The sequence below is a fragment of the Streptomyces sp. PA03-6a genome (genome assembly GCF_033792765.1).
In the GTDB taxonomy this organism is placed as follows: domain Bacteria; phylum Actinomycetota; class Actinomycetes; order Streptomycetales; family Streptomycetaceae; genus Actinacidiphila.
In genome coordinates this window covers 42111-66378 of record NZ_JARAVK010000003.1, presented here as the reverse complement: position 1 = coordinate 66378, position 24268 = coordinate 42111, and the positions used below count along the sequence as shown (strand labels likewise).

Genomic DNA, 24268 nt, shown 5'->3' with positions numbered 1-24268 from the left:
CATGGATTGCTTTCGAAACCTTGCCTTTTGAACATTACTGCTGTTCAATGCGGTCATGGCTGGTACCGACCGACTCAGGCAGATCACCGAGGCCGTGCAGGAGGCGGGCCGCGTCGGCGTCGCCGAACTGGCCGCCCTCACCGGCGCCTCGGAGATGACCGTCCGCCGCGACCTGGAGGTGCTGGCCGCCCAGGGTGTCCTGGAGCGCTACCGGGGCGGCGCGCGGAGCCTGCTGCTGCGCGGTGAGGAACCGCCCTTCGGGCTCCGGTCCCAGGAGGGGCAGGAGGGCAAGCGGCGCATCGCCGCCGAGGTCGCCGGGCTGATCGCCGACGGCGAGGCCGTCGTCCTGGACAGCGGTACGACCTGCCTGGAGGTGGCCCGGGCGCTCGAAGGGCGCCGGCTGACGGTGATGCCCCTGTCCTTGCACTCGGTGAACGCCCTGACCGGCGCCCCGCACCTGACCCTGCTCGTCCCGGGCGGCCGGCCGCGGCCCGGCGAACTGGCGCTCACCGGCCCGCTGACCGAGGCGTCGCTGGCCGCGCTGCGCTTCGACACCGCGGTGATCGGCTGCTGCGGTCTGAACGCCGCCAACGGCCTCACGGCCTACGACCTGGACGACGCCGCCGTGAAGCGGGCCGCCATCGGCTCCGCCCGCCGCGTCATCGCGGTGACGGAGGGGGTCAAACTCTCCCGCACCGCCCTCGCCTTCGTCGCCCCGGCCGGCGCGTTGCACGCCGTCGTCACGGACGACTCCGCGCCGCAGGACGCGGTCGGCGCACTGACCGCGGCGGGTGTCATGGTCCGGCAGGTGTGACCACGCGTCCGCCGTCCGACGTCGTCAAGGTGTCCCGACCGTACGGAATGTGACGGAAGGTCAGCCGTGGGCGAGGCGGTCGCGCAGCATCCAGGCGTGCTTCTCGACGGACTGCAGCGTGGTGTTGACCAGGTCCCCCGTGGCCGGGTCCTCGCCGCCCGTGGCGCTGGACGCCGCGCGCAGCACGCATCCGACGGTGTTGAGGCGGCCGAGGACGAGGGCCGCGGCGCGGGTGTCCTCGATACGGCCCGCGGGGAACTCGGGGAGCGTCGTGGTCCGTGCCACGGTGTCGCTCCTGCCGTCGGGGGTGGCGCCGACGGCGCGCATCCGCTCGGCGATCTCGTCCGCCGCTTCACGGGCGGTCGCGGCGATCTCGTCCAGTTCCAGGTGCAGGCTGCGGAAGCCGCGGCCGACGACGTTCCAGTGCGCCTGCTTGGTCTGTGCGTGCAGTTCCAGCAGGTCGACGAGGACGTCCTGGAGGGTGGCGGCCAGCGGTGCAGAGGCGGTGAACGGGGCGGCGTCGAAAGCGCGGCGCCGGTTGGTGGGGGAGGCGTGCAGGGTCGTGGTCACGATGGACTCCGTTCCCATGGGCGGGCGGTGTGCGGTGCGTGCCGCGAGGTCCGCGTCCGGCCGGCGAGGTGGGAGGGGTGTGACGGGGCCGGTGGCGGCCTTCGTCCTGGTGCGCTTCCCACACTACGCCTAGATTGGACCCGGTCAAATCTAGGCGCCGGTGGCGGCCTTCTGGCAGTCGGCGCACAGTCCCCACCAGGTGATCTCGGCCTCGTCGATGACGAAGCCCTTGTCCTCCAGGGGGTCCAGGCAGGGGGCCGCGCCGACGGTGCAGTCGACGTCCTCGACACGTCCGCAGCTGCGGCAGACCAGGTGGTGGTGGTTGTCGCCGACGCGCAGCTCGTAGCGTGCGGCGGAACCGGCGGGCTCGATGCAGCGGATCAACTGCACCCTGGTGAGGTCGTCGAGCACGTTGTAGAGGCCCTGCTTGGACAGTCCGCCCGCGCCCGGGGAGCCGACGCCGATCCTCGCCTCGAGCTCGGAGGCGGTGGAGTGGGGGTGGCCCTGCAAGGCGCTGAGGAGGGCGCGGCGCTGTGCCGTACTGCGCAGCCCCTTGCTCTTGAGCAGGTCGCCCACTGACTGCTCCATGGCGGCGTCACGCTCCTTCGCGCACGAGATTTGACAAAGTCAATTTTAGTGCACGTGCCGCCATGGCCGTGCTCACTCGGCGGTCTCGGCCGTGTGGCAGGTGGCGCAGACGACGCGGCGCGCGGGCAGGCGGCTGGTCGCCCGGCCGAGCCCCCGGGGCTGGTGGACGGGGAGGCGGACGACGCGGGAGTGGTCCGCGCAGGTGAACAGCCCGCAACGGGTGCAGACGCCGATGCCTTCGCTGTCGTGGCGCGCTTCCTGGACGCAGTCGTAGCACTTCACGCGGGTTCGCTCCGGTGGGGTGGGGGAGGGGTGCGGTTCTCGTCGCCCGCCCCTCGAACGTAAGGGCCAGAATTGACCGAGTCAAATCTCGGGCGTACGCGTTCCGCCATACGGAAGGACTCAGGCCTCCGGGCGGCGGTAGGTGCCGTACCACTGCGACCCGGCCAGGTCGCGGGCCACGGCCTCGTCCCGGGCCGGGTCGCCGGTCGCCACCTGACGTGCGATGACCTGCTCACCGCCCCAGGCCAGCACGTGCGCCGCGGCCGCCGCGTCCACCCCCCGGTGGAGGCGGCCGGCCTGCTGCTCCTCCTCGATCAGCCGGGTCATGTGCCGGGTGAACCGGTCGATCTCCCGTGCCCTGGCCTCGCGCATCTCGGCGTCGTAGGCGGCCACTTCGGCGATGGCGGCGAGCAGGGGCCCGCGCTCGCGGTAGTAGCGCAGCTGCTCCACGTAGATCGCCGCCAGGCCGTCGGGGCCGCCGTCCGGCCCGGTCGGACGCCAGTCGCCGCCGATCCGGAACAGCTCCTCCTTCATGTGGGCGGTCAGCCGGATGAGCAGGTCGGTCTTGTCCCGGAAGCACAGGTAGAAGGTCGACCGCGCCACGCCCGCCTCCGCGGCGATCCGCTGGACGCCGAGCTCGGTGAAGGTGGCGCCGCCCTGGAGGAGCCGCTCGGTGGCGGCGAGGACCGCCGCCTCGGAGTCCGCGCGGCGCCTGGTCTGGCGGGTCGGGCGGGTGATCGATGCCATGTGTACTGCTCCCTGGTTGACCGGACGCCCATTCTCTCCGTCCCATAGGTCACCGTACTGTCTCGGACACTCTGTCCGACAGAGTGTCGTGCATACTGTCCGATGTGCCCGTGAACGGTGCACCGCTGTCCCGTCCGCGAGGCAGTGACACGCAAAGGCAAGGCAGACGACGACATGCGCTACACGCGACTTGGCAACACCGGCCTCCTGGTGTCCCGGCTCGGCCTGGGCACCATGTCCTTCGGCGGAGGCGACCACGACTTCTGGAAGGTGCTCGGGGGCCTCGGCGACACCGAGTCCGGCAAGATGCTGGACGCCGCGCTCGACGCCGGCGTGAACCTGATCGACACCGCGAACATCTACTCCGACGGGGAGTCGGAGGAGGTGCTGGGCCGGATACTCGGCGGGCGGCGCGACGACGTCGTCCTCGCCACCAAGGTCTACGGCCGGATGGGCGCCGGCCCCAACGACATGGGCCTGTCGCGCCTGCACGTCATGCGCCAGCTGGAGGACAGCCTGCGGCGGCTGGGCACGGACCGGATCGACCTCTACCAGATCCACAGCTTCGACCCGCTGACGCCGCTGGAGGAGACCCTCCGCACGCTCGACGACGCGGTCCGCCAGGGCAAGGTGCGCTACATCGGCGCCTCCAACCTCGCGGCGTGGCAGCTGATGAAGGCGCTGGGCGTCTCGGCCCTGCACGACCTGGAGCGCTTCGCCTCCCTGCAGGCCTACTACTCCCTCGTCGGCCGCGACATCGAGCGCGAGATCCTCCCCGCCGTGCGCGACCAGGGGCTCGGCCTGCTGGTCTACAGCCCCCTCGCGGGCGGTTTCCTGAGCGGCAGGTTCCGCCGGGGAGCGGAGCGCGACCGCTCGACGCGCTGGGGCAAGGGCTCGAACCCGCCGGTCGACGAGGCACGCGGACACGACGTGGTCGACCGCCTCGACGAGATCGCCGCGCGGCACGGCGCGACGGTCGCGCAGGTGGCCCTCGCCTGGGTGATGCAGCAGCCCGGGGTCAGCAGCGTGCTGGTCGGCGCGAGCCGCATGGACCAGCTGCAGGGCAACCTCGCCGCGGCCGGGCTCACGCTCACCGAGGACGACCTCGCCGCGCTCGACGAGGTCAGCCGGCTCGCCCCGGAGTACATCGAGCGGGTGCACTCCGGCCCGGGGGCCAAGCGGGACCTGGACGGCTGACCCCGCCGTAACGGGAAGGGCGCGGCCCGGCCGTCACGAACGGCGGGCCGCGCCCCTTCGCGTACGGTCGTGGCTCACCGGCGCGGGCCGGGGCGGACCGGGTGCTTGCTCAGGATGGAGACCCGGTTGAAGGAGTTGATGGTGATCGCCACCCAGATCAGGGCCGAGAGCTCGTCGTCGCCGAACACCTCGCGCGCGGCCTGGTAGGCCTCTTCCTGGGCGGTGGCGTCGGTGGGGTCCGTGGTCACCTCGGCCACCGCGAGCGCGGCGCGCTCGCGCGCGGTGAACAGCTCGGTGTCGCGCCAGGCCGGCAGCACGGTCAGCCGCTGCGGGGTCTCGCCCGCGCTGAGGGCGGTCCTGGTGTGCCGGTCCAGGCAGAAGGCGCAGCCGTTCAGCTGCGACACGCGGATGTTCACCAGCTCCACGAGGTCGTGTTCGAGCCCGGCCTCGGTGGCCACGGCACGTACGGTCTCGGCGGCCGCCAGCATCGCCTTGTAGGCCCGAGGGCTCTGCTTGTCGATGAAGATCCGCCTGCCCTGCCGAACCGCCGTGGTGTCGCTCACCAGTACTCCTTCGCCGGGCCGTCTCCGGCCGCTGTGGGATGCGCCGTCGTCCTTCGGGGGCATCGCCGTATCATCAACTCCATGATTGTTGAAATTCGAAGCAGTCGTTGTGTGAGAAGCGCGACATGAGCGGGACCCAGCCCGAGGGCACCGTGGAGATCCTGTCCGCCCGCGACGTCCCGCTCGGCGGACCCCGCGCGATGACGGTGCGGCGCACCCTGCCGCAGCGGGACCGCTCGCTCATCGGCGCCTGGTGCTTCGCCGACCACTACGGGCCGGACGACGTCTCCGACACCGGAGGCATGGACGTCGCGCCCCACCCGCACACCGGGCTGCAGACCGTGAGCTGGCTCTTCAGCGGCGAGATCGAGCACCGCGACAGCCTCGGGACGCACGCCTACGTACGGCCCGGCGAACTCAACCTCATGACCGGCGGCCACGGCATCAGCCACTCGGAGGTCTCCACCGAGCGCACCACGGTGCTGCACGGCGTCCAGCTGTGGGTCGTGCTCCCCGAGCGGCACCGTGACACCGCCCCCGCCTTCCAGCACTACGTCCCGGAGCCCGTGGCGCTCGGCGGCGGCGTGGCACGGGTGTTCCTGGGGTCCCTGGCCGGCGACACCTCGCCGGTGCCGACCTTCACCCCGCTGCTCGGCGCCGAACTCGCGCTCGATCCCGGTGCGACCGTCACCCTGGCGATCGACCCGGCCCACGAGCACGGCCTGCTCGTCGACGCCGGCGACGTGGAGATGGCCGGCACCCGGCTGAGCCCGGCCGAACTCGGCTACCTGGCCCCCGGCGGCGACACCCTGACCCTGACCAACCACGCCGACGTGCCCGCCCGGGCGGTGCTGCTCGGGGGACCTCCCCTCGGCGAGCGGATCATCATGTGGTGGAACTTCATCGGCCGCACGCAGGAGGACATCGAACAGGCCCGCTCCGACTGGATGACGGGTACCCGGTTCGGTGAGGTCAAGGGCTACGACGGCGACGCGCTGCCCGCGCCCGAACTGCCGCGGGTGCCCCTGAAGCCGCGGGGGAACACGCACTGACCGGTGCGGTCCGGCGGCGGCCACCCGGGTCCGCCGCCGGACCGGTCCGCGTCGCTCACACCGGGACCGACTCCGGAGCCTCGACGGGGGCGGGTCCGCCGGCGGGCCTCCCCGGCCTGCCGCGGCCCACGAACGCGTACGCCGCGCCCACCAGCAGTCCGCCGCCGACGAGGTTGCCGAGGCCCACCAGCAGCAGGTTGCGCGCGAAGCCGGCGGCCGTGGCGTCCGGAACGTGCTCCAGCATCCCGAGCGAGTAGTACGTCATGTTGGCCACGACGTGCTCGAAGCCGGAGCCGACGAACGCCAGCAGGGCCCAGAAGATCAGCGCGATCTTGGCGCCGTCCGACCGGGTCCGCGCGGCCATCCACACGCCCAGGCACACCAGGAAGTTGCAGAGCACACCGCGGAAGAACAGCGCCCCGCCGGACTCCGCCGCCTTCGTCTTGAGCAGGGTGGTGAGCAGGGCGAGGGCCGGCGCGGTGTGCCCGGGAGCGGCACCCGCGGTGATGACGCCGCTGCCGTGCACCAGCAGCGCGAACAGGGCGGACCCGATGAGGTTGCCCAGGAACGAACCGACGACCAGGGCGGCCGCGTTGGCGCCGCTGATGCTGCGGACGACGACGCCCTGGACCGTCGTCATCATGTTGCCGGTGGTGAGTTCGGCGCCGGCGAAGACCACCAGGGTGAGCGCCACGCCGAACACCAGGCCCTGGACGAGTTTCGTGGACGGCGACCCCGCGGCCGCCAGTGGTCCGGTGACCGTGAGCAGCAGCACCGCCGCGACCCCGACGAACGCCCCGGCCAGCAGGGAGCTGACCAGGTAGCGGCCCGGGCTGCGGAGGCCGGCGGCCTTCTCGGCGGCCGTCCGCCCCTGCTCGTCGAGGGCCTGGGACACGGGGATCGGCATGGTGTCACCTCTTCACTGATGTACCGGAATGTCCGTCCTGGTTTTCCCGATGCTAGGTCCGTCGAGGCGTCGTGAAGGAAAAGGAGTTGCACGTCACAAGGGAAATGGCGCGCTATGCCATCGGCGTGCAATATGCAATGCAAGGCCGGGTCAACGGGAATTCGTCCTTGGGTAAAGTCGCGCTGCGTGGCGGGTGGAGCCGCAGAAAGAAGCCGGTCGCCGGTTCGCCGCGGCGGGGATCGCCGAATGCGGACCGACCTTGCTTTGCCTGATGCGTGGTACCGGAAATCATCGCCCGGGTGTCATCGCCGGCGGAATGCGGGCCTTTCCCGTCGTGGCGGCCGTGGCCGGGCGTCGCCAAGGCCGCGCCGGCGACGGACGATCGTCCGTATAATGGCCGCCGAGAGGATGCCCGTGCGGTCGGGAGCCGGTGAAGGGGAACGGACGCAGGCGCGACGCCGTCTGCGGGCGGTCCGTCCTGCGGTCACCCGTGGGCCGGGCATCGCCGTCGTGGACCCGGGAGGCATGGATGGCAGGGCGCGGAAGCGGTCCGGACTTCGTGGAGGCGCTGGCCCGCGGGCTGGACGTGCTCGGCTGCTTCGACGCCCGGCACCGCCGGCTGACGCTCAGCGAGATCGCCGCCGCGACGGGGCTGGCGCGGCCGACGGCGCGCCGACTGCTGCTGACGCTGGAGGAGCTCGGCTACGTCCGCGCCGACCAGGGCGCGTTCACCCTCACGCCGCGCGTGCTGCGCCTGGGCATGTCCTACGTGGGCTCGCTCGGCCTGTGGGACGTGGCCCGCCCCCACATGGAGGCGCTGGTCACGCAGACCGGGGAGTCGTCCTCGATGGCGCAGCTGGACGGCTCCGACATCGTCTACGTGGCCCGCGTCTCCGTACCGAAGATCATCGCGCTGCGGGTGGACATCGGCACCCGGTTCCCCGCCCCGCAGACCTCCCAGGGCAAGGTGCTGCTGGCCGGCCTGGGCCCGCAGGAGCTGGAGGCCGTCCTGGCCGAGCCCAGCCGCTCCGGGCTGCCGGAGTCCCCGCGACGGACGCCCGAGGAGTTCGCCGCGGAGCTGCGCACCGTCCGGGCCCGCGGCTGGGCGCTGGCCGACGAGGAACTCGCGCCCGGCGTACGGTCGGTCGCCGTGCCCGTACGGGACGGAGACGGGGTGGTCCGGGCGGCGATGAACGTCACCGTGCACGCCGCCGAGACCAGTGTGGACGTGCTCACCGGCACGTACCTGCCCCTGCTGCTGCGCGCGGCCGGGGACGTCTCGGCGGACTGGGCGCTGTGGCAGAGCCGGCCGCACGGCGAGGTGCGCCCCGCCGCCGGCTGACGCCCTGCCGGAACAGGGCACCGCGCCATGGCGGCGGTGACGCACCGCACCTGCGGCCGACGCCGCGTCAGCGGGGCTGCAGGACGAAGTCGTACTCGGCGAGCAGGTACGGCACGTCGACGGCCGTTCCGTCGGGGGCGGGTCCTGCCGGTCGTCCGGTGAACCGGACCACCAGCGCTTCCTTCGTGCCGAAGACGACGTCGCTGTCCAGGTACTCGCTGCCCTCCTGGAACAGATGGGTGATCAGCTTCTCGTACCCCGGCTCGTCGACGAGGAAGTGGACGTGCGCGGGGCGGAAGTGGCTGATGTCGGTGGCGCTGATCAGGTCGCCGACCGGGCCGTCCATCGGGATGGCGTAGCCGCGCGGCGCGATGGTGCGGACGCAGTAGGTGCCGTCCTCGCGGGCCCGGTACTTCGCGCGCAGCCGCGCCTCGTCGATCTCGGGGAGCTGCGCCTCGTAGGCGCCGTCGGCGTCCGCCTGCCACACGTCGAGGACGGCCCCGGGCACGGGCTTGCCGTCCAGGTCGGTGACCTTGCCGGTGATGAACAACGGCGTCCCGGGGATGCCCTCGGACATGTCGAAGCCGTACGGGGCGGTGGGGGACCCGTCGATGTGGAAGGGGCCGAGGACGGTGGCGGGGGTGGCCCGCGGCGCGAACCTGTTGTTCAGCTGCACCACGAGCGTGCTCAGCCCGAACACGTCGGAGGCGAGGATCAGTTCCTGACGCTTGGCATCGCTGATCCGGCCCGCCTCGGTCAGCCACTGGATCGCGGCCATCCATTCGTCCTCGGTGAGTTCCACCTCGCGCGCGAACGCGTGGAGGTGGCGGACCAGCGCGGACAGGAGCTCGGCCTGGCGGGGGGCGTGCGCGGTCGCCCAGCGCCGGGCCGCCAGTTCGGTGAGGTTGTCCTCGTTGACAAACACGGTCACTCCTTGGTGTTCCCTGCGGATTCGGTGTCCGGCCGGGGCGGGACGGGCCGGTTGTTCAGGTCGACGGAGAGGAAGATGTCGTTCGCGACCGGATCGCGCATCTCCTCGGCGAGCTGGCCGATGAGCCCGGCGGTGCGCGCGAGCAGGGCGAAGCCGCGCAGCAGCGGCAGCGGCAGCCCGAGGTCGGCGAGTGCGGCTCCGCACACGCCGGCGCCGTTGAGCGGCAGGGCCTTGCCGAGGACCTCGGGGTGCACGCGGCCGATGGCCGCGAACAGCGACAGGTGCGGGCCGAACAGGCCCTCCTCGGCGGCGATGGCCATCAGCCGGGGCGTGCGCGGGTCACCGTCCTTGTGCACGTGGTGGCCGAGGCCCGGGACGAAGCGGCCGGCCGCCCGCTGCTCGCGCACCAGGCGCAGCGCCAGTTCGTCCCAGCCGGAGTCGTTGTGGGGCGGTTCGCCGTGTGCGGCGAGTGCCTCGTGCAGGAACGTCCCGGTGTCCTCGGTGACGCCGAGGAAGCGCGAGCCGCCGCCGAGCAGACCCGCGGCGAGCGCGCCCTGGACGGAGTCCGGCGCGGACAGGTACGTCAGCCGGGTGACGATGGCCGTGGGCGTGAAGCCGTGGTCGGCCAGGGCCGCGAGCACGGCTTCGAAGACGCGGGTCTCGCCGCGGCTCGGCCGGCGCTGCGTCGCCAGCCAGAAGGCGAGTTCGCCGAAGCCGACGGTGCCCATGATGTCCTCGGCGAGGTCCTGGCCGAGCAGGGTGATGCTCTTGCGGTCCGAGGCGCCCAGCGCGGTGGGGTAGCCGCCGGACGCGGACGGGTCAGTCACGGGTGTCCTCCGGGTCCTGGGCCAGCCACGCGCGCAGTTCGGCGCCGTGCTCGTCGAGTTCGGGCGGCGGCAGCCGGTACACGGCGGGAGTGGCCGAGAAGGTGACCGGGTGGCGGGTGGTGGGCACCGCGCGGTCGCCCTCGCCGACGGTGACGACCGGGTCCAGCCCGAACCGCTCGGCCATGGCGAAGCCGCCGTCGATGGTGTTGATCGGCCCGCTCGGCACCCCGGCCTCGACCAGCAGCTCGAACCATTCGTTGGCGCCGCGCTTGAGCAGTTGCTCCACGAGCAGCGGCCGCAACTCCTCCCGGTTCGCGGTGCGGTCGGCGTTGCGCGCGAAGCGCGGGTCGTCGGGGACCCCGGGGATGCCGAGGACCTCGCACAGCTTGCGGAACTGGCCGTCGTTGGCGGCGGTCACGATCAGGTCGTTGTCGGCCGTGGGGAAGGGCTCGTAGGGGAACACGCTCGGGTGCGCGTTGCCCATCCGGTAGGGGACCTCACCCCCCGCCACGTAGGCCGAGCTGTGGTTGACCAGGCCGGTCAGCGCCGACGACAGCAGGTTGACCTCGACGTGCTGGCCCTCGCCGGTGGCGTCGCGGTGGCGCAGCGCGGCGAGGATGCCGATGGCCGCGTGGTTGCCCGCCATGACGTCGAAGACCGAGATCCCGGCCCGGAAAGGCGGGCCGTCGGGCTCCCCGGTGAGGCTCATCAGCCCGGAGACGGCCTGCACCATCAGGTCGTAGCCGGGCACCTTGCGCCCGGCGCCGGAACCGAAACCGCTGATGGAGGCGTAGACGACGGCCGGGTTCCCGGTCCGCACCGACGCGTAGTCCAGCCCGTACTTGACCAGCCCGCCGGGCCGGAAGTTCTCGATGACGACGTCCGCCCGGCGCGCGAGTTCGCGCGCCGCCTCCAGGTCGGCCCCGTCGTGCAGGTCGAGTGCGATGGAACGCTTCCCGCGGTTGATGCCGAGGTAGTAGGTGGACACCTCGCCGCGCACCGGGGGCGTCCAGCTGCGGGTGTCGTCCCCGCGCGGGCCCTCGACCTTGACGACGTCCGCACCGAGGTCCGCCAGCAGCATCGTGGCGTAGGGCCCGGCGAGGATGCGGGAGAAGTCGGCCACCAGCAGCCCGGACAGCGGGCCCGCCGGGCCCGGTCGCGCAGGCGCGGTGCTCTCTGACATCCAGTGTCACCTTTCATCTGACCGCAGGACGGACAGCCGTCCGTCACCGTGATTCTGTTGCGGAAAGCCGGGGGCGTCAAGGGCGATCGTCACCGCCGTGGCCGGTCAGAGGCCTGCCGGCACTGCGGTGTCTCGTTTTGCGACAGGGCCGGGGCCCATCCGCGGGCGTGTGTGCTGCGAACTGCGTCGCGAGGCTAGCGCTCGGTCCATTGGCCGAATAGCGTACCTGTGTCCGTCAAGCGGCCAAGGGAGTTCAACGATGGATAAGGTCGAGGCATTCACCCCGGGGCGGCCCATCGTCCTGCGGGGCGGGACCGTGCTGCCCGTCAACCGTGAGCGCGAGGTCCTCGAGGACACCGACGTGCTCGTCGTCGACGACCGGATCGCGGCGGTCGGTCCGCGACTGGCGGTCCCCGACGGGACGGTGGAGATCGACGCCACGGGCGGCATCGTGATGCCGGGCATGATCGACACGCACCGCCACATGTGGCAGACCGCGATGCGCGGCTACGGCGCCGACTGGACCCTCACCCAGTACTTCGTCTGGTACTACCTGGAACACGGCAGGAAGTTCCGCCCCGAGGACGTCCACGCCGGCAACCGGCTCGCCGCGGTGGAGGCCCTCGACGCGGGCGTGACCACCGTCGTCGACTGGTCGCACGGCCTGCAGACCGTGGACCACGCCGACGCCGCCGTGGACGCCCTGCGGTCCGTGCCCGGCCGCTTCGTCCTGGCCTACGGCAACATCCAGCAGGCACCCGCGGAGTGGACCGCCGCGCCGGAGTTCCGCGACTTCGTCGCCCGCCGCATCGACGGCGACGACATGCTCGGCTTCCAGCTCGCCTTCGACGTCACGGGCGACCCCGCCTTCCCCGAGAAGCCCGCCTTCGAGGTGGCCCGCGAACTGGGCGTCGCCGTCACCACCCACGCCGGGGTGTGGGGCGCCACCAACGACGACGGCATCCGCCTGATGTACGAGAACGGCTTCATGACCCCGGAGACGGTGTACGTCCACGCCTCGACGCTCAGCGCCGACTCCTACCACCGCATCGCGGCCACCGGCGGCTCGGTCTCGGTGTCGACGGAGAGCGAGCAGAGCGCCGGCCAGGGCTACCCGACGACCTGGGCCATCCGCTCGCACGACATCCCCGTCTCCCTGTCGATGGACACCAGCGTGTGGTGGAGCGGCGACCTGTTCTCCGCCATGCGCACCACCCTCGGCGCCGACCGCGCCCGCGCGCACCTGGAGGCGCACGCCAAGGGCGACACCGTCACCCACTGCGCCCTGCGCGCCGACCAGGTGGTGGAGTGGGCCACCCTCGGCGGGGCCCGGGCCCTCGGCCGCGAGCGGGACCTGGGCAGCCTGGAAGCCGGCAAGAAGGCCGACATCGTCCTGCTGAAGAACGACCACTCGCCGGTCTCCTTCCCGCTGCTCAACCCGTACGGCCAGGTGGCCTTCCAGGCGCAGCGCGGCGACGTGCACACCGTGCTCGTCGACGGACGGGTCGTCAAGCACGAGCACCGCCTCGTCGGCGTCGACCTGGCCGCCGTGCGGCGCGAGGTCGAGGAGACCGTCGACCACCTGCGGTCCGCCATGGGCGAGGAGGAGTGGCGCAAGGGGATGAACCCCGACGTCCCCGAGACGAAGGTGCTCGACAACCCCTACACCTACACCGACTACCGCAGCGCCTCGACGCACGGCCGGTGACAGCGGCGGCACGGCCGGCACGGGTGACACGAGCGAGACGAAGGAGAACCGAGAGATGAGCATGGGGCTGCTGCTGCTCCGACTGCTGCTCGCCGCCCTGCTGTTCGGCCACGCCACGCAGAAGCTGCGCGGCTGGTTCGGCGGGGCGGGCCTGACGGGTACCGGCGCCGTCTTCGAGCGCTACGGCATCGTCCCCGGGCCGCGGATGGCCCTGGTCGCCGGGGTGGCCGAGCTGACCGGCGCGGCGTCGGTCGCGGCCGGACTGCTGACGCCCGGCGGGTGCGCGGTCGTCGTCGGGACGATGACGGTGGCCGCCGCCTCGACGGCGCCGGGCGGCTTCTGGGCGCACAAGGGCGGCTGCGAGGTGCCGTTCCTCTACGGCGCGGTCGCCGCGTGCCTCGGCTTCACGGGGCCGGGGGAGTGGTCGCTCGACCACGTCCTCGGCCTGAGCTGGCGGCCGGCCCCCGCCTGGGGCGCGGCCGCGCTCGCGGCCGGACTCCTCGCGGCGACGGTGCCGCTCGCCGGCCGCGCCAAGGTGCGCAGGAGCAGGAGGGAGTCCCCCGAGTCCCACGGGAACGCGTAGTCACTCCGGATAAGCCGCCTCCGGCCGGGCATACGGCTGGAGTACGCCACGCGACGCCGCGGCCGGACGGGCCGCGGCGGCACCGGAACCGGGGGGCACGACGGCATGGGCGCTTCGCTGGAGGAGACCGACCGCACCGACGGGGACCGGCCGGAGCGCTCCGTCGCCGACCGCAAGCAGGAACTGCGCCGCCGCCTGGAACGGCTCATCGGCATCGCCGCGACCGAGGGCAACTGCCTGCAGGCCCTGCGGAACGGGGACGAGATCTTCCCCGCGATGCTCGACGCGATCCGCGCGGCGAAGCACACCGTCGACATGACCACCTTCGTCTACTGGCGCGGCCAGATCGCGCGTGACTTCGCGCACGCGCTGGCCGTCAAGGCGGCGGAGGGGGTACGGGTACGGCTGCTGCTGGACGGCTTCGGCGGGCGGCTGATCGAGCAGGAACTGCTGGACGGCATGGACCGGGCCGGCGTGGACGTCGCCTGGTTCCGCAAGCCCGTGCGGCTGTCGCCGTTCAAGCAGAACCACCGCTGCCACCGCAAGGTCCTGGTGGTCGACGCCGAGGTGGCCTTCACCGGCGGCGTCGGCATCGCCGAGGAGTGGTGCGGCGACGCCCGGCACCCCGGCGAATGGCGGGACACCCACGTCCGGGTCACCGGGCCGGCCGTGGACGGCCTCGCCGCGGCGTTCGCGCAGAACTGGGCGGAGTGCCGGCGCAACGGGCTGTTCGACGACCGCGACCGCTTCGGCGAGCACGAGCAGAGCGGAGGCGCGATCGTCCAGGTCGTCCGCGGCTCGGCGAGCGTCGGCTGGCAGGACATGCGCACCCTGCTCCGCGTGGTGATCGCCTCCGCGGAGCAGCGCATCCGGCTCGCGACCGCGTACTTCGCTCCCGACCCGTACTTCGTCGGCCTGCTCTGCCACGCGGCGGCCCGCGGGGTGGAGGTGGAGATCCTGCTGCCCGGCCCCCACACCGACAAGCGCGTCTGCCAGCTGGCCGGGCAGCGCTACTACCAGCGGCTCCTCGACTGCGGCGTGCGGATCTGGCACTACCTGCCGACCATGATGCACGCCAAGGTGATCACCATGGACGGGGTCGCCACCCTGATCGGCTCGACCAACTTCAACCGCCGCTCCCTCGACCACGACGAGGAGGTGATGCTGGCGGTGCTCGACGAGACCTTCACCTCCGTCCTCGACGCCCACTTCGACGAGGACCTGCTGCGCAGCGACCCCGTCGACGGCACGCGCTGGCGCACCCGCTCCTCACTGGAGCGGGCCCAGGAGGTGGCGACCGCGCCCATCCGCCGCTTCCTGTGAGCATCATGGTGTCGCCCCACGAGACGGCCGCGGGGGCGTACGGACACCGGGCGCGTCAGCGCACCGCTCACCCTGGAGGGCGACATCGACGTCAACACCGGCCCAGAACCGGCATCGACAGGCAGCCGGACCGACGCCGCCGACACGGCGCCGCACGAACCGTTCCCCGCCGACCTGGAGGTCGCGACGGTCGCCGAGCTGACCGCACTGATGGTCTCGGGCCGCATCACGAGCGTCTCCCTCACCCGCGCCTACCTGCGGCGCATCGAGGAGCTGGACGTCGGCGGACCGGCCCTGAACGCGGTGCGCTGCGTCAATCCCGCCGCCCTTGAGGAGGCCGCCGCGGCCGACGTGCGCAGGGCGGGCGGCGACCCCGGCGGCCCGCTGCTGGGCATACCGGTGCTCGTGAAGGACAACGTCGACGTCCTCGGCATGCCGACCACCGCCTGCTCGGTGGTGCTCGCCGACTCCCACCCCGCGCAGGACGCCCCGCTGGTGACCCGGCTGCGCGAGGCGGGTGCGGTGATCCTCGGCAAGGCGAACCTCACCGAGTTCGCCAACTACCTCACCGTCGGCATGCCCAGCGGTTACAGCTCGCTGGCCGGTCAGGTGCTCAACCCGTACGACCTGAGCGAGACGCCGAGCGGCTCGAGCGCCGGTTCGGGGGTCGCCGCCGCGGCCGGACTGGCCGCCGTCACCATCGGCACCGAGACGGACGGGTCCATCCTCAGCCCGGCGTCGGCGACGTCGGGGGTCGGGGTGAAGCCCACCCTGGGTCTCGTCAGCCGCACCGGCATCGTGCCCATCGCGTCCAGCCAGGACACCGCGGGCCCGATGACCCGCACCGTCGCGGACGCCGCCGCCCTGCTGACCGTCCTCACCGGCACCGATCCCGAGGACCCGGCCACCGCCGGAAACCCGCTCGAAGGCCACGACTTCACCGCCGACCTGTCCCCCGACGCCCTGCGTGGCGTGCGCATCGGCGTCGTCGCGGAACAGACGCCCGAGGACGGCACGGACGAACGGGCCCTGTGGGACGCGGCCCTGGACGCACTGGCGCGACGCGGCGCCGAACTCGTCGACGTCGGCATCGAGGCGCGCCGCCGGTACGACGTCGCCTCCCCGGTGCTGAGCCACGAGTTCAAGCGCGACCTGAACGCCTACCTCGCGCGGCTGCCCGAGGGCGCACCGGTGCGCACCCTCGCCGACGTGATCGCCCACAACGAGGCCCATGCGGACCTCGCGCTGAAGTTCGGGCAGACGCTCGCGCTCGCCGCACAGGCCAGGGACCTCGGTCCGGACAGCGCGGACACCGTCGAGTACAAGGCGGCCCGCGCCCGGGACCTGGAGGAGAGCAAGGACCGCATCGACGCGCTGATGGCCGAACACGCCGTCACCGCCCTGCTGTTCGCGAACAGCGGCAGTTCGTCCATCGGCGCCAAGGCGGGCTATCCCTCGGTCACCGTGCCCGCGGGCTACCTCGCGGCCAACCGCCGCCCGTTCAACATCACCTTCCTGGGACGGGCGTGGAGCGAGCCGCTGCTCCTCGGCTACGCGCACGACTACGAGCAGGCGACCCGGCTGCGCAGGCCGCCGTCCGCCGTCAACCCCACCCTGCTGCGCCGCCGTCCGCTCGCCGTACCGGCGCCGAGGGCGGCGGACGCGGAGCGCTGACGGCGCCGGCGCGTGGGACCGCCCCGCACGGGCGGGGCGGCCCGGTCCCACGGTCAGTCGTTCCCGGCGTCCTCCAACAGGCCGCGCACCTCCTCGGCGGTGGTCTCGTGGAGCTCCTCGCCGACGAGCAGCCAGCGCGTGATCCCGACCGACTCCAGGAACGGCAGGTCGTGGCCGGCGATGACGAGTGCGCCCCGGAAGGACGCGAGGGCGGTCGTCAGCTGACGGACGCCGTCCATGTCGAGGTTGTTGGTGGGCTCGTCCAGCATCAGCAGCTGCGGGGCCGGCGTGGCGAGCATCGACGCCGCCAGGGCGGCGCGGAAGCGCTCCCCGCCGGAGAGGGTGCCCGCGGGCTGTTCGGCGCGGGCACCCCGGAACAGGAACCGCGCGAGCCGGGCGCGGATCTCGTTCTCGGACACCCCGGGAGCCACGCGGGCGACGTTCGCCGCCACGCTCAGCTCCTCGTCCAGGACGTCGAGGCGCTGCGGCAGGAACCGCAGCGGCACGTGCGTCCTCGCCTCGCCCGACAGCGGGGCGAGTTCGCCGGTGAGGGTGCGCAGCAGTGTCGTCTTGCCGGCGCCGTTGCGGCCGACCAGCGCGACGCGTTCCGGCCCGTGGACGTGGAGGTCGCCCTGGCGCAGCCTGCCGAAGCGTGGCCGCAGCCCCTGCAGGGTGAGCACGGTGCGGCCCGCCGGGACCGCGGTGTGCGGCAGGTCGACCCGGATCTCCGCGTCGTCCCGGAGCGCGTCCGCGGCGGCCTCGCGGCGTTCGCGCGCCCGGGCGAGCCGTTCCTCCTGCACGCCGCGGAGCCGGTCGGCGGACTCCTGCGCGGAACGCTTGCGTTCGCCCGCGACGATCCGCGGGGCGCGCCGCTGGGCGTCCATCTTCCGGCTGTGCCGCCGTCGGCGGTCCGACGCGATCCGCGCCTCCTCCAGTTCGCGGCGCTGGCGGCGCACGTCGGCCTCGGCGGCGCGGAGTGCGCGCCCGGCCGTCTCCTGCTGGGCGGCCACGGTCCCCTCGTAGTCGGACCACGTCCCGCCGTACCAGGTGACGGAGCCCGCGCGCAGTTCGGCGACGCGGTCCACGCGTTCGAGCAGCTCGCGGTCGTGACTGACCACGACGAGGACGCCGGAACGCCAGGATCCGACGGTCTCGTGGAGCCGGCGGCGCGCGAAGAGGTCGAGGTTGTTGGTGGGTTCGTCGAGCAGGAGGACGTCGGGGCGGCCCAGCAGCAGTGCGGCCAGGCGCAGCAGCACGGTCTCGCCGCCGGACATCCGGCCGACGGTACGGTCCAGTCCGAGGCCGCCGAGCCCGAGGGAGCCCAGGGTCGCCAGGGCGCGTTCCTCCACGTCCCAGTCGTCGCCGACGGTCTCGAAGTGCTCCTCCCCGACGTCCCCCGCCTCGATGGCCCGCAGGGCGGCGCGCCGTCCGGCGATGCCGAGGGCCTGGTCGACGCGGAGCGCGGTGTCGAGGGTGACGTCCTGGGGCAGGTAGGCGAGGCTGCCGCCGACGGTCACCGACCCCCGGGTGGGGGGCAGCCGGCCGGCCAGCAGCTTCAACAGGGTGGACTTTCCGGCGCCGTTGGCTCCGACGAGCCCGGTGCGGCCCCTGCCGATGGTGAGGGAGAGCCCGTCGACCACGGGTGTGCCGTCCGGCCACCGGAAGGAGAGGCCGGAACAGCCCAGGGACGGGCCGGTCGCGGTGGGGGTGGGAGTGGACATGATGGTCCTCGCAGTCGCAAGCGCAGGGGTGGCGGGCTTCGTGTGCGAGCACCACGCGGCGACCGTGCGGGAAGGGGGGTGCGGTCCTCCGGGGAACGGGGACGGCTCGTGCACCGAGGTCGCATGCGCGCGGGGTCACGGGCGGCGGGAAGGCCGGCTGCTGCGTGACCGGCGGACGGCGGTGGGGCCGTGCGCGCGATGATCGCGGACCTCAGATGAGCAACGTCCACCTCTATCGGAGACGACAGGACCCAGGAACTGTACCTCAGGCTTCGGGGGAAACGCGCGGCCGCGAATTGCCGGGGCCCGGTCGATACAATTCAGAAAGGGAGCGCGGAAAGGTCTCCGATGTCGGGCCGCGTGGCGGTGGTGCGCGATGAATTCGATTCCGCATGACGTGAGCGTGTACGCCGGGCGGTCCTCCGGGCTCATCGGGGCCCAGATCGCCGGCTACCGCGTGGAGCGGGAGATCGGCCGCGGCGGCATGGCCGTGGTCTACTGCGCCCGGGACCTGCGGCTGGACCGTACGGTGGCACTGAAGCTGCTCGCCCCCGAGCTGGCCCGCAACGACACCTTCCGCCGCCGTTTCACACACGAGTCACGGGTGGCGGCCGCGATCGACCACCCCCACATCGTGCCGATATTCGAGGCCGGGGAGACCGACGGTGTCCTCTACATCGCGATGCGTTACGTCTCGGGCCTCGACCTGCGGGCGCTCTTCGACCGGGACGGTCCGCTCCCCGTCCCCACCGCCCTGCGCATCGCCACCCAGGTGGCCTCCGCACTGGACGCGGCGCACGACCACGACCTGGTGCACCGCGACGTCAAACCGGGGAACGTGCTCGTCGCCAAGGGCACCGACAGCGAGCACCCCGAGCACGTCTACCTCACGGATTTCGGGCTGACCAAGAAATCGCTGTCGCTGACCGGATTCACCACCGTCGGCGAGTTCGTCGGCACCCTGGACTACGTGGCGCCCGAGCAGATCTCCGGGCGCCCGGTGGACGGCCGCTGCGATCTGTACAGCCTGGCCTGCGTCGTCTACGAGAGCCTGACCGGTGGCCTGCCCTTCGAGCGTGAGGAGGACATGGCCCTGCTGTGGGCGCACCAGTACGACCAGCCGCCACCCCTCAGCGAGCGGCGGCCGGACATCCCGCCGGCCATGGACGACGTCATGGCCAAGGCGCTCGCGAAGGTCCCCGAGGACCGTTACGACTCCTGCCTGGAGTTCGTGGGTGCCCTGCGGGCGGCCGCGGCCGCGACCGCGTCGGAGGAGGGTTCCGCGCGGGGCGGTTCCCCCGACCACCAGGTGACGCGGGTGACGCCCCGGGCGCCCGTGCTCCCCACGCCCCCGGGACCGCCGCCGGACCCGCCGATGTGGGCCCGGGCGGTCTTCCGTCGTCTGCCGGGTCTTTGAACGTCAGCTGCTGGGCGCGGTGCTGGGAGCGGTGCTGGGTGCGGTGCTCGACGCGCCGCTGGGCGAGCTGTTGGGCAGCTGCTTGGGTTCCGTGGTCTCCGAGGTGTTGTTGACGAACGTGTTCCCCTTGCCCTTGAGGTCGCGGTTGGCGAGGTCGGCGGGCTTGTTGCCGCGGGCGACGTTGTCGCGGATGGTGTTCTCGGAGTTGGACGTCCCCACGACGCTGCCGAACAGCACGATGCCGCCGGACATCGGGGACTTGCCGCTGTTGTCGCGCACGTCGTTGTCGGTCACGACGGTCTTCTCGACGCCCGTGAGCAGGATGCCCGTGCCCTGGATGAACGGGAGGCGGGCGCTGGGCGCACAGTACTTGTTGTTGCCGGTCACCGTGTTGCGGGTGACGGTCAGTGCACCGCCGCGCGGGACGCCCTCGTCGCCGACGACGAAGACACCGCCGCAGTTGCCGGTGACCTGGTTGCTCTCGACCGTGACGCCCCGGACGCGGCGCAGTCCGATGCCGATCCGGTTCTCCGTCAGTTTGTTGCCGTCGATGACGGCGCCCTGGGTGTCGAGCGCACCGCCCTCGGTGTCCATGGAGTTGGCGAGGAAGATGCCGGAATCGCCGTTCTTGCGGGCGGTGTTGTCACGGAAGACGGTGCGGACGGACTTCTCCGCGAGGATGCCCTGCACCTTGTTGTCCCGTGCCGTGACGCGGACGACCTGCAGGCCGTCGGCCTGCGTCGCGTGGATGCCGGCCTTCTTGAACCCGGCGACCGTCAGCGACTCCAGCGTCACGTCGGACGCCTTCTTCTGTGCCGTACCGGTGACGCAGATGCCCTCGCCCGCCTTGGCGCAGGCGTTCTCCTTGCCCTTCGTGCTCGGGGAGATGACGGTGCCCGTGCCCGCTCCGCGCAGCGTCAGCCGCGGCGTGCTGATCTGGACGCTCTCGTGGTAGGTACCGGCCGCGATGTCGATGACCTGACCGGGCTTGGCGCGGTCCACCGCCGACTGGATGGATTCCCCCGCGCGGACGGAGATCTTCTTCTGTGCGTCCGCGGACTGCGAGGCCGTGGGCTGCGACTCGCCGCCGCACGCGACCGCGCCCCCCACGATGGTCGCCGTGGCGGCCGCCGCGACGACGGCCCTGCGGGACCGACAGAGCTTCATGTGTGTGCACCTGCTTTCCGTGACATGTGATCAGCCGAAAACAGACGCTATGGACGGATCTGACACCTCGCCACTCCAGAGCCCGCGGCATGCGGGCGACGGGGCGCTGATCGGCCGGTGGCCCCGGGGCCCACGGGGGTGCCGGGTCCGGTGGCCGGAATCGACCCGGTACGGCTGATGGGGTGGCCGCGGCCGCATCACGGCCCGGGCCCCGGGCAGGCGCATCGTCATGGGAGCACTGAAACGATGGGAACGGGTGATCGAGGGCTGGGAACAGGTGCTGGTGGCGAAGCTGATCCACCGTGATCCGGTGGAACTGGTGGACGCCCTGCGCCGGGAGTGCGACGAACGGGCGGTGGTGTGCAGTTCGAGCCGCGTGGTGGTGCCGAACGTGTACACGGTGGAGCTGGCCGACGCCCCGCACCGGGAGCTGATCCCGCACCGGGCCCGCGTGGGGGAGGCGCTGACGGATTCGCTGCTGCGCCACGCCGACCGGCGCGGCTACGAGTGGGCCGGCCCGGTCACCGTACGCATCGTCCGGTCCGCCGAGGTGCCCAACGGGCGCTACCGGGTGAGCAGCAGGCCCATGAGCCGGATCCGCGCGGACGCGCTCGCCCGGATCGCGCCCGGGTGGTCGTGAGCCAGGGTGGCGCGGTCAGCGGGCGACGCCCTGCGAGGGGGTGAACTCCACGCCCTCCGGCGGGAGCACGGTGCCGGCGTCGTCGACGAAGGCGACGCTGACCGGGCGGCCCTCGTCCGCCGAGCGCCGCAGGTGGCTCGGCCCCCGCGCGGGGGTCCGGTGCGTGTCGCCCCACTGCTGGAGCGCCGCGAGGATCAGCCGCAGTTCCTCGCCCGCCGGTGTCAGGTGGTAGCTGTACCGGGTCCGGCTGCCCGGTTCCCGGTACGGCCGCTTCTCCATGATCCCCTCGTCGACGAGCGAGCCCAGGCGCCCGGTCAGCAGATCGGGCGCGATGCCGAGCTCCCGGCGGAAGTCCGCGAAGCGCGTCACCCCCCGGATCGCCGCCTCACGCAGGACGAGCAGCGTCCACTTGTCGCCGACGACCTCGAGGGTCCGGGCGATCGAGCAGACGGTCTCCTCCTTGCCGGTGGCCTTGGCGCTGGACATGCCTCCAATGTACCTCTGGATTGACATTTCCAATTCAGCTGCTCCCGCGGCGTGCGCCGGTCAGCGGGCCGCCGGTGCGGGCAGACCCGGGTAGAGCAGTTCGAGTCCGCCGGACAGTGCGGCCCTGACGCCGCGGCTCCGGTCGTCGACGACGACCTCCAGGGCCCGCTGCTCGATGCCGTCCAGGGCCAGCTCCGCCACCCATGCGGGGTCCACCTTGTCGGAGGGGTCGACGTAGTCGGCCATCTCGGTGTCCATGTAGCCCACGTGGAGCGCGGTGACGTCGATGCCGGACGGGGCGAGCTCCTGCCGGAGGACGTTGGTCATCGCCAGCTCGGCGGCCTTGGCCACGCTGTAGCCGCCGTATCCCGGGAGGTGGATCCAGGACAGGATGGACAGGACGTTGAGGACGGCTCCGCCGCCGTTCGCGGTGATCGCCGGCGCGAAGGCCCGCGTGACACCCAGGGAGCCGAAGAAGTGGGTCTCCATCTCCAGGCGGATGTCGGCCATGTTCCCCTCGGCGAGCCCCACGTGGGTGCTGATGCCCGCGTTGTTGATCACGAGGGTGGCGTCGGAGGCGGTCCGGGCCGCCCGGGCGATCGACTCGGGGTCCGTGATGTCCAGCCGGAGCGGTTCCACGCCCGGCAGGTCGAGGGCGTCGGGGTTGCGGACGCCGGCGTAGACCTTGGCGGCGCCCCGGTCGAGCAGCCGGGTCGCCAGGTGGCGGCCGAGGCCGCGGTTGGCGCCGGTCACGACGGCGACGGAGTTCTTGATGTCCATGAGGAGCGCTCGTTCCCTTGGGCTGAGTAGGTATCTCCAATCTAGGTCAGCTGGATTCCGAAAAGCAACTCAGCCGGGAAATGACCTTGCCCCGGGGCCGCGGTTGCCGTTGGCTGGGGGGCGTGACCGAACTGAGCACCGAACGCCTGATCCTCCGCCGCTGGCAGGACCGCGACCTCGAGCCCTGGGCGGCGATGAACGCCGACCCCGAGGTGCGGGAGCACCTGGGGGAGCCGCTGACCCGGGAGCAGAGCGACGCGTCCGTGGCCCGCTTCCTGGCCGAATTCGACGAGCGCGGCTACGGCTGGTGGGCGGTCGAGATCCGGGCGACCGGCGGGTTCGCCGGCTTCGCGGGCCTGGACCGGGTGGACGACGGCCTGCCGTTCACGGGAGTGGAGATCGGCTGGCGCCTCGCCCGTGCGGCCTGGGGCAAGGGCTACGCCACCGAGGCGGCCCTGGCCGTCCTGGGCTTCGGCTTCGGCACCCTCGGGCTCGCCGAGATCCTCGCGGTGACGACGGCCGGGAACCTGCGCTCCCAGGCCGTCATGAGCCGCATCGGCATGACCCGCGACCACGCCGGCGACTTCGAGGACCCCACCGCCCCCGAAGGGCCGCTGCGCCCCAACGTGCTGTACCGGATCGCGGCGGGCGCCCCGGTCGGGGCGCCCTAACATGGCCGCCGGGAGGCGGCGTACAGCGCACGGGCGACGCCGCGGACGCCGGAGGACGGACACGGATGACGAGGTGGCGGCGGTTCGAGGCCCCGGTGGCCGGGAGGACCGAGTACCGGGAGATCCGTCAGGAGGGGATCCGCTGCTTCCTGCGCTGGGGCTCCGTCGGCGCGAACGGCAAGGGGAGCACCTCGACGCTCGACGACGAGGAGCACGCCCGGCGCCACGCCGCGCGCAAGGCCGGCGAGTGGCTGCGGAAGGGTTTCGTGGAGGTCGACCCGCCGGAGGACGACGCCGGACCCGACCCGGAGGCGAAGGTCCTCGACGTGCTGCGGGCGGGCGCCCGCCCGCACGCCCGGCCGCACGCCCCGGCCCTGGAGTACCTGCCGGTCGAGGGCTTCGAGCAGGTGTACCGCCATGTGCTCGCGCCCGGGCGGCCGGCGGGTTTCCACGAGTACGTGGTCCTGCGCGACGACGGACGCAGCGCCGTCCGCTTCACCGTGCGGTCCGACCGGAGTGACGCCGCGGCGGTGTCCGCCTTCCTGGACTTCGTCCGTACCCGTCGCGACCTTGCCTTCGACGGGCGCTCCCACCACAAGGTGCCGCTGCCGGAGCCGGTCGGGGCGTTCAGCCACGCGCTGTTCTGCGCACCGGCCCTCGGACGGGGCTGCGTCGCCTACCCCGCCATCGCCGACCGCGTCGCCGCGGCCTTCCCGGTCTTCGACTGCGAGATCGGTGACGCGGATCCCGAGGTCCTGGTCGACGCGCGGATCCACGGACACGGCTCGCTGCCGTACGCCGACTGGGCCCGCCGGCCGCAACCGGTCGTGGACCTCCGCTTCGACGTCCAGCCGTCCCCTTACCGTCGGACACGGACGTTCAAGGTGTTCGGCGCCGCCGATCTCCAGGCCCTCCTGGCGGCACTGCCGGGCGCGGACCCCGGCAGCCGGCTGGAAGTGCGCTCCTTCCGCGGCGAGACCCGGCGCTTCACACCCGCCGAGGTCCCGTCCCTCGCGGAGGTGACGGCCTTCCTGCACGGCTGAGGCGGCCCCGAGTGGTGACCTCGCCCGCCTGCGCAAGACTGGGAACCTGAGG

25 protein-coding genes are annotated in these 24268 nt (G+C 72.5%); 12 read left to right on the top strand and 13 right to left on the bottom strand.

From position 1 onward, the window contains the following. Positions 1-55: 55 nt before the first annotated feature. Positions 56-814, top strand: a complete 759-nt coding sequence (locus tag PV350_RS01460; RefSeq protein WP_499515908.1) for a DeoR/GlpR family DNA-binding transcription regulator — start codon at positions 56-58, stop codon at positions 812-814. A 60-nt stretch (positions 815-874) separates the two neighbouring features. Here PV350_RS01460 and PV350_RS01455 read toward each other — a convergent pair whose 3' ends face one another. The 4 genes from PV350_RS01455 to PV350_RS01440 all read right to left on the bottom strand — a co-directional run bounded on the left by PV350_RS01455 (position 875) and on the right by PV350_RS01440 (position 3001). Then, on the bottom strand, positions 875-1384 hold the full coding sequence (locus tag PV350_RS01455; protein WP_499515909.1) for a Dps family protein: 510 nt from the start codon (positions 1382-1384) through the stop codon (positions 875-877). A gap of 150 nt (positions 1385-1534) precedes the next feature. Further along, the gene (locus tag PV350_RS01450; RefSeq protein ID WP_499515910.1) at positions 1535-1972 is read right to left on the bottom strand and encodes a Fur family transcriptional regulator; all 438 of its coding nucleotides are present in this window, start codon (positions 1970-1972) and stop codon (positions 1535-1537) included. Positions 1973-2044: 72 nt separating this feature from the next. Then, positions 2045-2254 carry a DUF2180 family protein gene (locus PV350_RS01445; RefSeq protein WP_500332558.1) on the bottom strand — a complete coding sequence of 70 codons (210 nt, stop codon included), beginning with the start codon at positions 2252-2254 and terminating at the stop codon, positions 2045-2047. A gap of 120 nt (positions 2255-2374) precedes the next feature. Continuing rightward, positions 2375-3001: a TetR/AcrR family transcriptional regulator gene (locus PV350_RS01440; protein ID WP_499515912.1), complete on the bottom strand. Its 627-nt coding sequence runs from the start codon at positions 2999-3001 to the stop codon at positions 2375-2377. 174 nt (positions 3002-3175) lie between these two features. Between PV350_RS01440 and PV350_RS01435 the strand changes: the two genes are divergently transcribed. Further along, positions 3176-4198, top strand: a complete 1023-nt coding sequence (locus tag PV350_RS01435; RefSeq protein WP_500332556.1) for an aldo/keto reductase — start codon at positions 3176-3178, stop codon at positions 4196-4198. Positions 4199-4272: 74 nt separating this feature from the next. Here the strand turns inward: PV350_RS01435 and PV350_RS01430 are convergent, their stop codons facing one another. Beyond that, positions 4273-4761, bottom strand: coding sequence for a carboxymuconolactone decarboxylase family protein (locus tag PV350_RS01430; RefSeq protein WP_499515914.1), 489 nt, complete (start codon positions 4759-4761; stop codon positions 4273-4275). Between the two features lie 125 nt (positions 4762-4886). Between PV350_RS01430 and PV350_RS01425 the strand changes: the two genes are divergently transcribed. Then, a complete protein-coding gene (locus tag PV350_RS01425; RefSeq protein WP_499515915.1) occupies positions 4887-5813 on the top strand; it encodes a pirin family protein in 927 nt (308 codons plus the stop codon). 55 nt (positions 5814-5868) lie between these two features. Here the strand turns inward: PV350_RS01425 and PV350_RS01420 are convergent, their stop codons facing one another. Next, a complete protein-coding gene (locus PV350_RS01420; RefSeq protein WP_499515916.1) occupies positions 5869-6720 on the bottom strand; it encodes a formate/nitrite transporter family protein in 852 nt (283 codons plus the stop codon). 529 nt (positions 6721-7249) lie between these two features. On the opposite strand from PV350_RS01420, the gene PV350_RS01415 reads away from it, so the two are divergent. After that, positions 7250-8062 carry an IclR family transcriptional regulator domain-containing protein gene (locus PV350_RS01415; protein WP_499515917.1) on the top strand — a complete coding sequence of 271 codons (813 nt, stop codon included), beginning with the start codon at positions 7250-7252 and terminating at the stop codon, positions 8060-8062. Between the two features lie 67 nt (positions 8063-8129). Here PV350_RS01415 and PV350_RS01410 read toward each other — a convergent pair whose 3' ends face one another. From PV350_RS01410 to PV350_RS01400, 3 genes are read right to left on the bottom strand one after another with little or no spacing between them, the layout of a single operon-like run. After that, positions 8130-8987 (bottom strand): dioxygenase family protein, encoded by an 858-nt coding sequence (locus PV350_RS01410; protein ID WP_499515918.1) that lies wholly within the window; start codon positions 8985-8987, stop codon positions 8130-8132. A 2-nt stretch (positions 8988-8989) separates the two neighbouring features. Next, positions 8990-9820: a citryl-CoA lyase gene (locus PV350_RS01405; RefSeq protein ID WP_500332555.1), complete on the bottom strand. Its 831-nt coding sequence runs from the start codon at positions 9818-9820 to the stop codon at positions 8990-8992. Further along, on the bottom strand, positions 9813-11003 hold the full coding sequence (locus PV350_RS01400; RefSeq protein ID WP_499515920.1) for a CaiB/BaiF CoA transferase family protein: 1191 nt from the start codon (positions 11001-11003) through the stop codon (positions 9813-9815). The genes PV350_RS01405 and PV350_RS01400 overlap by 8 nt, the downstream gene beginning before the upstream one ends. A gap of 259 nt (positions 11004-11262) precedes the next feature. Between PV350_RS01400 and PV350_RS01395 the strand changes: the two genes are divergently transcribed. From PV350_RS01395 to PV350_RS01380, 4 genes are all read left to right on the top strand, one after another. Next, positions 11263-12711: an amidohydrolase family protein gene (locus PV350_RS01395; protein WP_500332554.1), complete on the top strand. Its 1449-nt coding sequence runs from the start codon at positions 11263-11265 to the stop codon at positions 12709-12711. 55 nt (positions 12712-12766) lie between these two features. Continuing rightward, a complete protein-coding gene (locus PV350_RS01390) occupies positions 12767-13294 on the top strand; it encodes a DoxX family protein (RefSeq protein WP_499515922.1) in 528 nt (175 codons plus the stop codon). 105 nt (positions 13295-13399) lie between these two features. After that, a complete protein-coding gene (locus tag PV350_RS01385) occupies positions 13400-14617 on the top strand; it encodes a phospholipase D-like domain-containing protein (protein WP_500332553.1) in 1218 nt (405 codons plus the stop codon). Between the two features lie 210 nt (positions 14618-14827). Next, complete coding sequence (locus PV350_RS01380) at positions 14828-16291, top strand: amidase family protein (protein WP_499515924.1); 1464 nt, start codon at positions 14828-14830, stop codon at positions 16289-16291. Between the two features lie 53 nt (positions 16292-16344). On the opposite strand, the gene PV350_RS01375 is transcribed toward PV350_RS01380, so the two are convergent. Continuing rightward, positions 16345-18012 (bottom strand): ABC-F family ATP-binding cassette domain-containing protein, encoded by a 1668-nt coding sequence (locus tag PV350_RS01375; protein ID WP_500332552.1) that lies wholly within the window; start codon positions 18010-18012, stop codon positions 16345-16347. Between the two features lie 376 nt (positions 18013-18388). On the opposite strand from PV350_RS01375, the gene PV350_RS01370 reads away from it, so the two are divergent. Beyond that, positions 18389-19429: a serine/threonine-protein kinase gene (locus PV350_RS01370; protein WP_499515926.1), complete on the top strand. Its 1041-nt coding sequence runs from the start codon at positions 18389-18391 to the stop codon at positions 19427-19429. A gap of 3 nt (positions 19430-19432) precedes the next feature. On the opposite strand, the gene PV350_RS01365 is transcribed toward PV350_RS01370, so the two are convergent. After that, positions 19433-20596 carry a right-handed parallel beta-helix repeat-containing protein gene (locus tag PV350_RS01365; RefSeq protein ID WP_499515927.1) on the bottom strand — a complete coding sequence of 388 codons (1164 nt, stop codon included), beginning with the start codon at positions 20594-20596 and terminating at the stop codon, positions 19433-19435. Positions 20597-20825: 229 nt separating this feature from the next. Here PV350_RS01365 and PV350_RS01360 point away from each other — a divergent pair, with 229 nt between their 5' ends. Then, positions 20826-21236: a DUF3662 domain-containing protein gene (locus PV350_RS01360; RefSeq protein WP_499515928.1), complete on the top strand. Its 411-nt coding sequence runs from the start codon at positions 20826-20828 to the stop codon at positions 21234-21236. 15 nt (positions 21237-21251) lie between these two features. On the opposite strand, the gene PV350_RS01355 is transcribed toward PV350_RS01360, so the two are convergent. Further along, positions 21252-21722, bottom strand: a complete 471-nt coding sequence (locus PV350_RS01355) for a winged helix-turn-helix transcriptional regulator (RefSeq protein WP_499515929.1) — start codon at positions 21720-21722, stop codon at positions 21252-21254. Between the two features lie 60 nt (positions 21723-21782). Next, a complete protein-coding gene (locus PV350_RS01350; RefSeq protein ID WP_499515930.1) occupies positions 21783-22502 on the bottom strand; it encodes an SDR family oxidoreductase in 720 nt (239 codons plus the stop codon). A gap of 122 nt (positions 22503-22624) precedes the next feature. Here PV350_RS01350 and PV350_RS01345 point away from each other — a divergent pair, with 122 nt between their 5' ends. Beyond that, positions 22625-23173 (top strand): GNAT family N-acetyltransferase, encoded by a 549-nt coding sequence (locus PV350_RS01345; RefSeq protein ID WP_500332551.1) that lies wholly within the window; start codon positions 22625-22627, stop codon positions 23171-23173. A gap of 65 nt (positions 23174-23238) precedes the next feature. Then, positions 23239-24216 carry a WGR domain-containing protein gene (locus PV350_RS01340; RefSeq protein ID WP_500332550.1) on the top strand — a complete coding sequence of 326 codons (978 nt, stop codon included), beginning with the start codon at positions 23239-23241 and terminating at the stop codon, positions 24214-24216. Positions 24217-24268 lie beyond the last annotated feature (52 nt).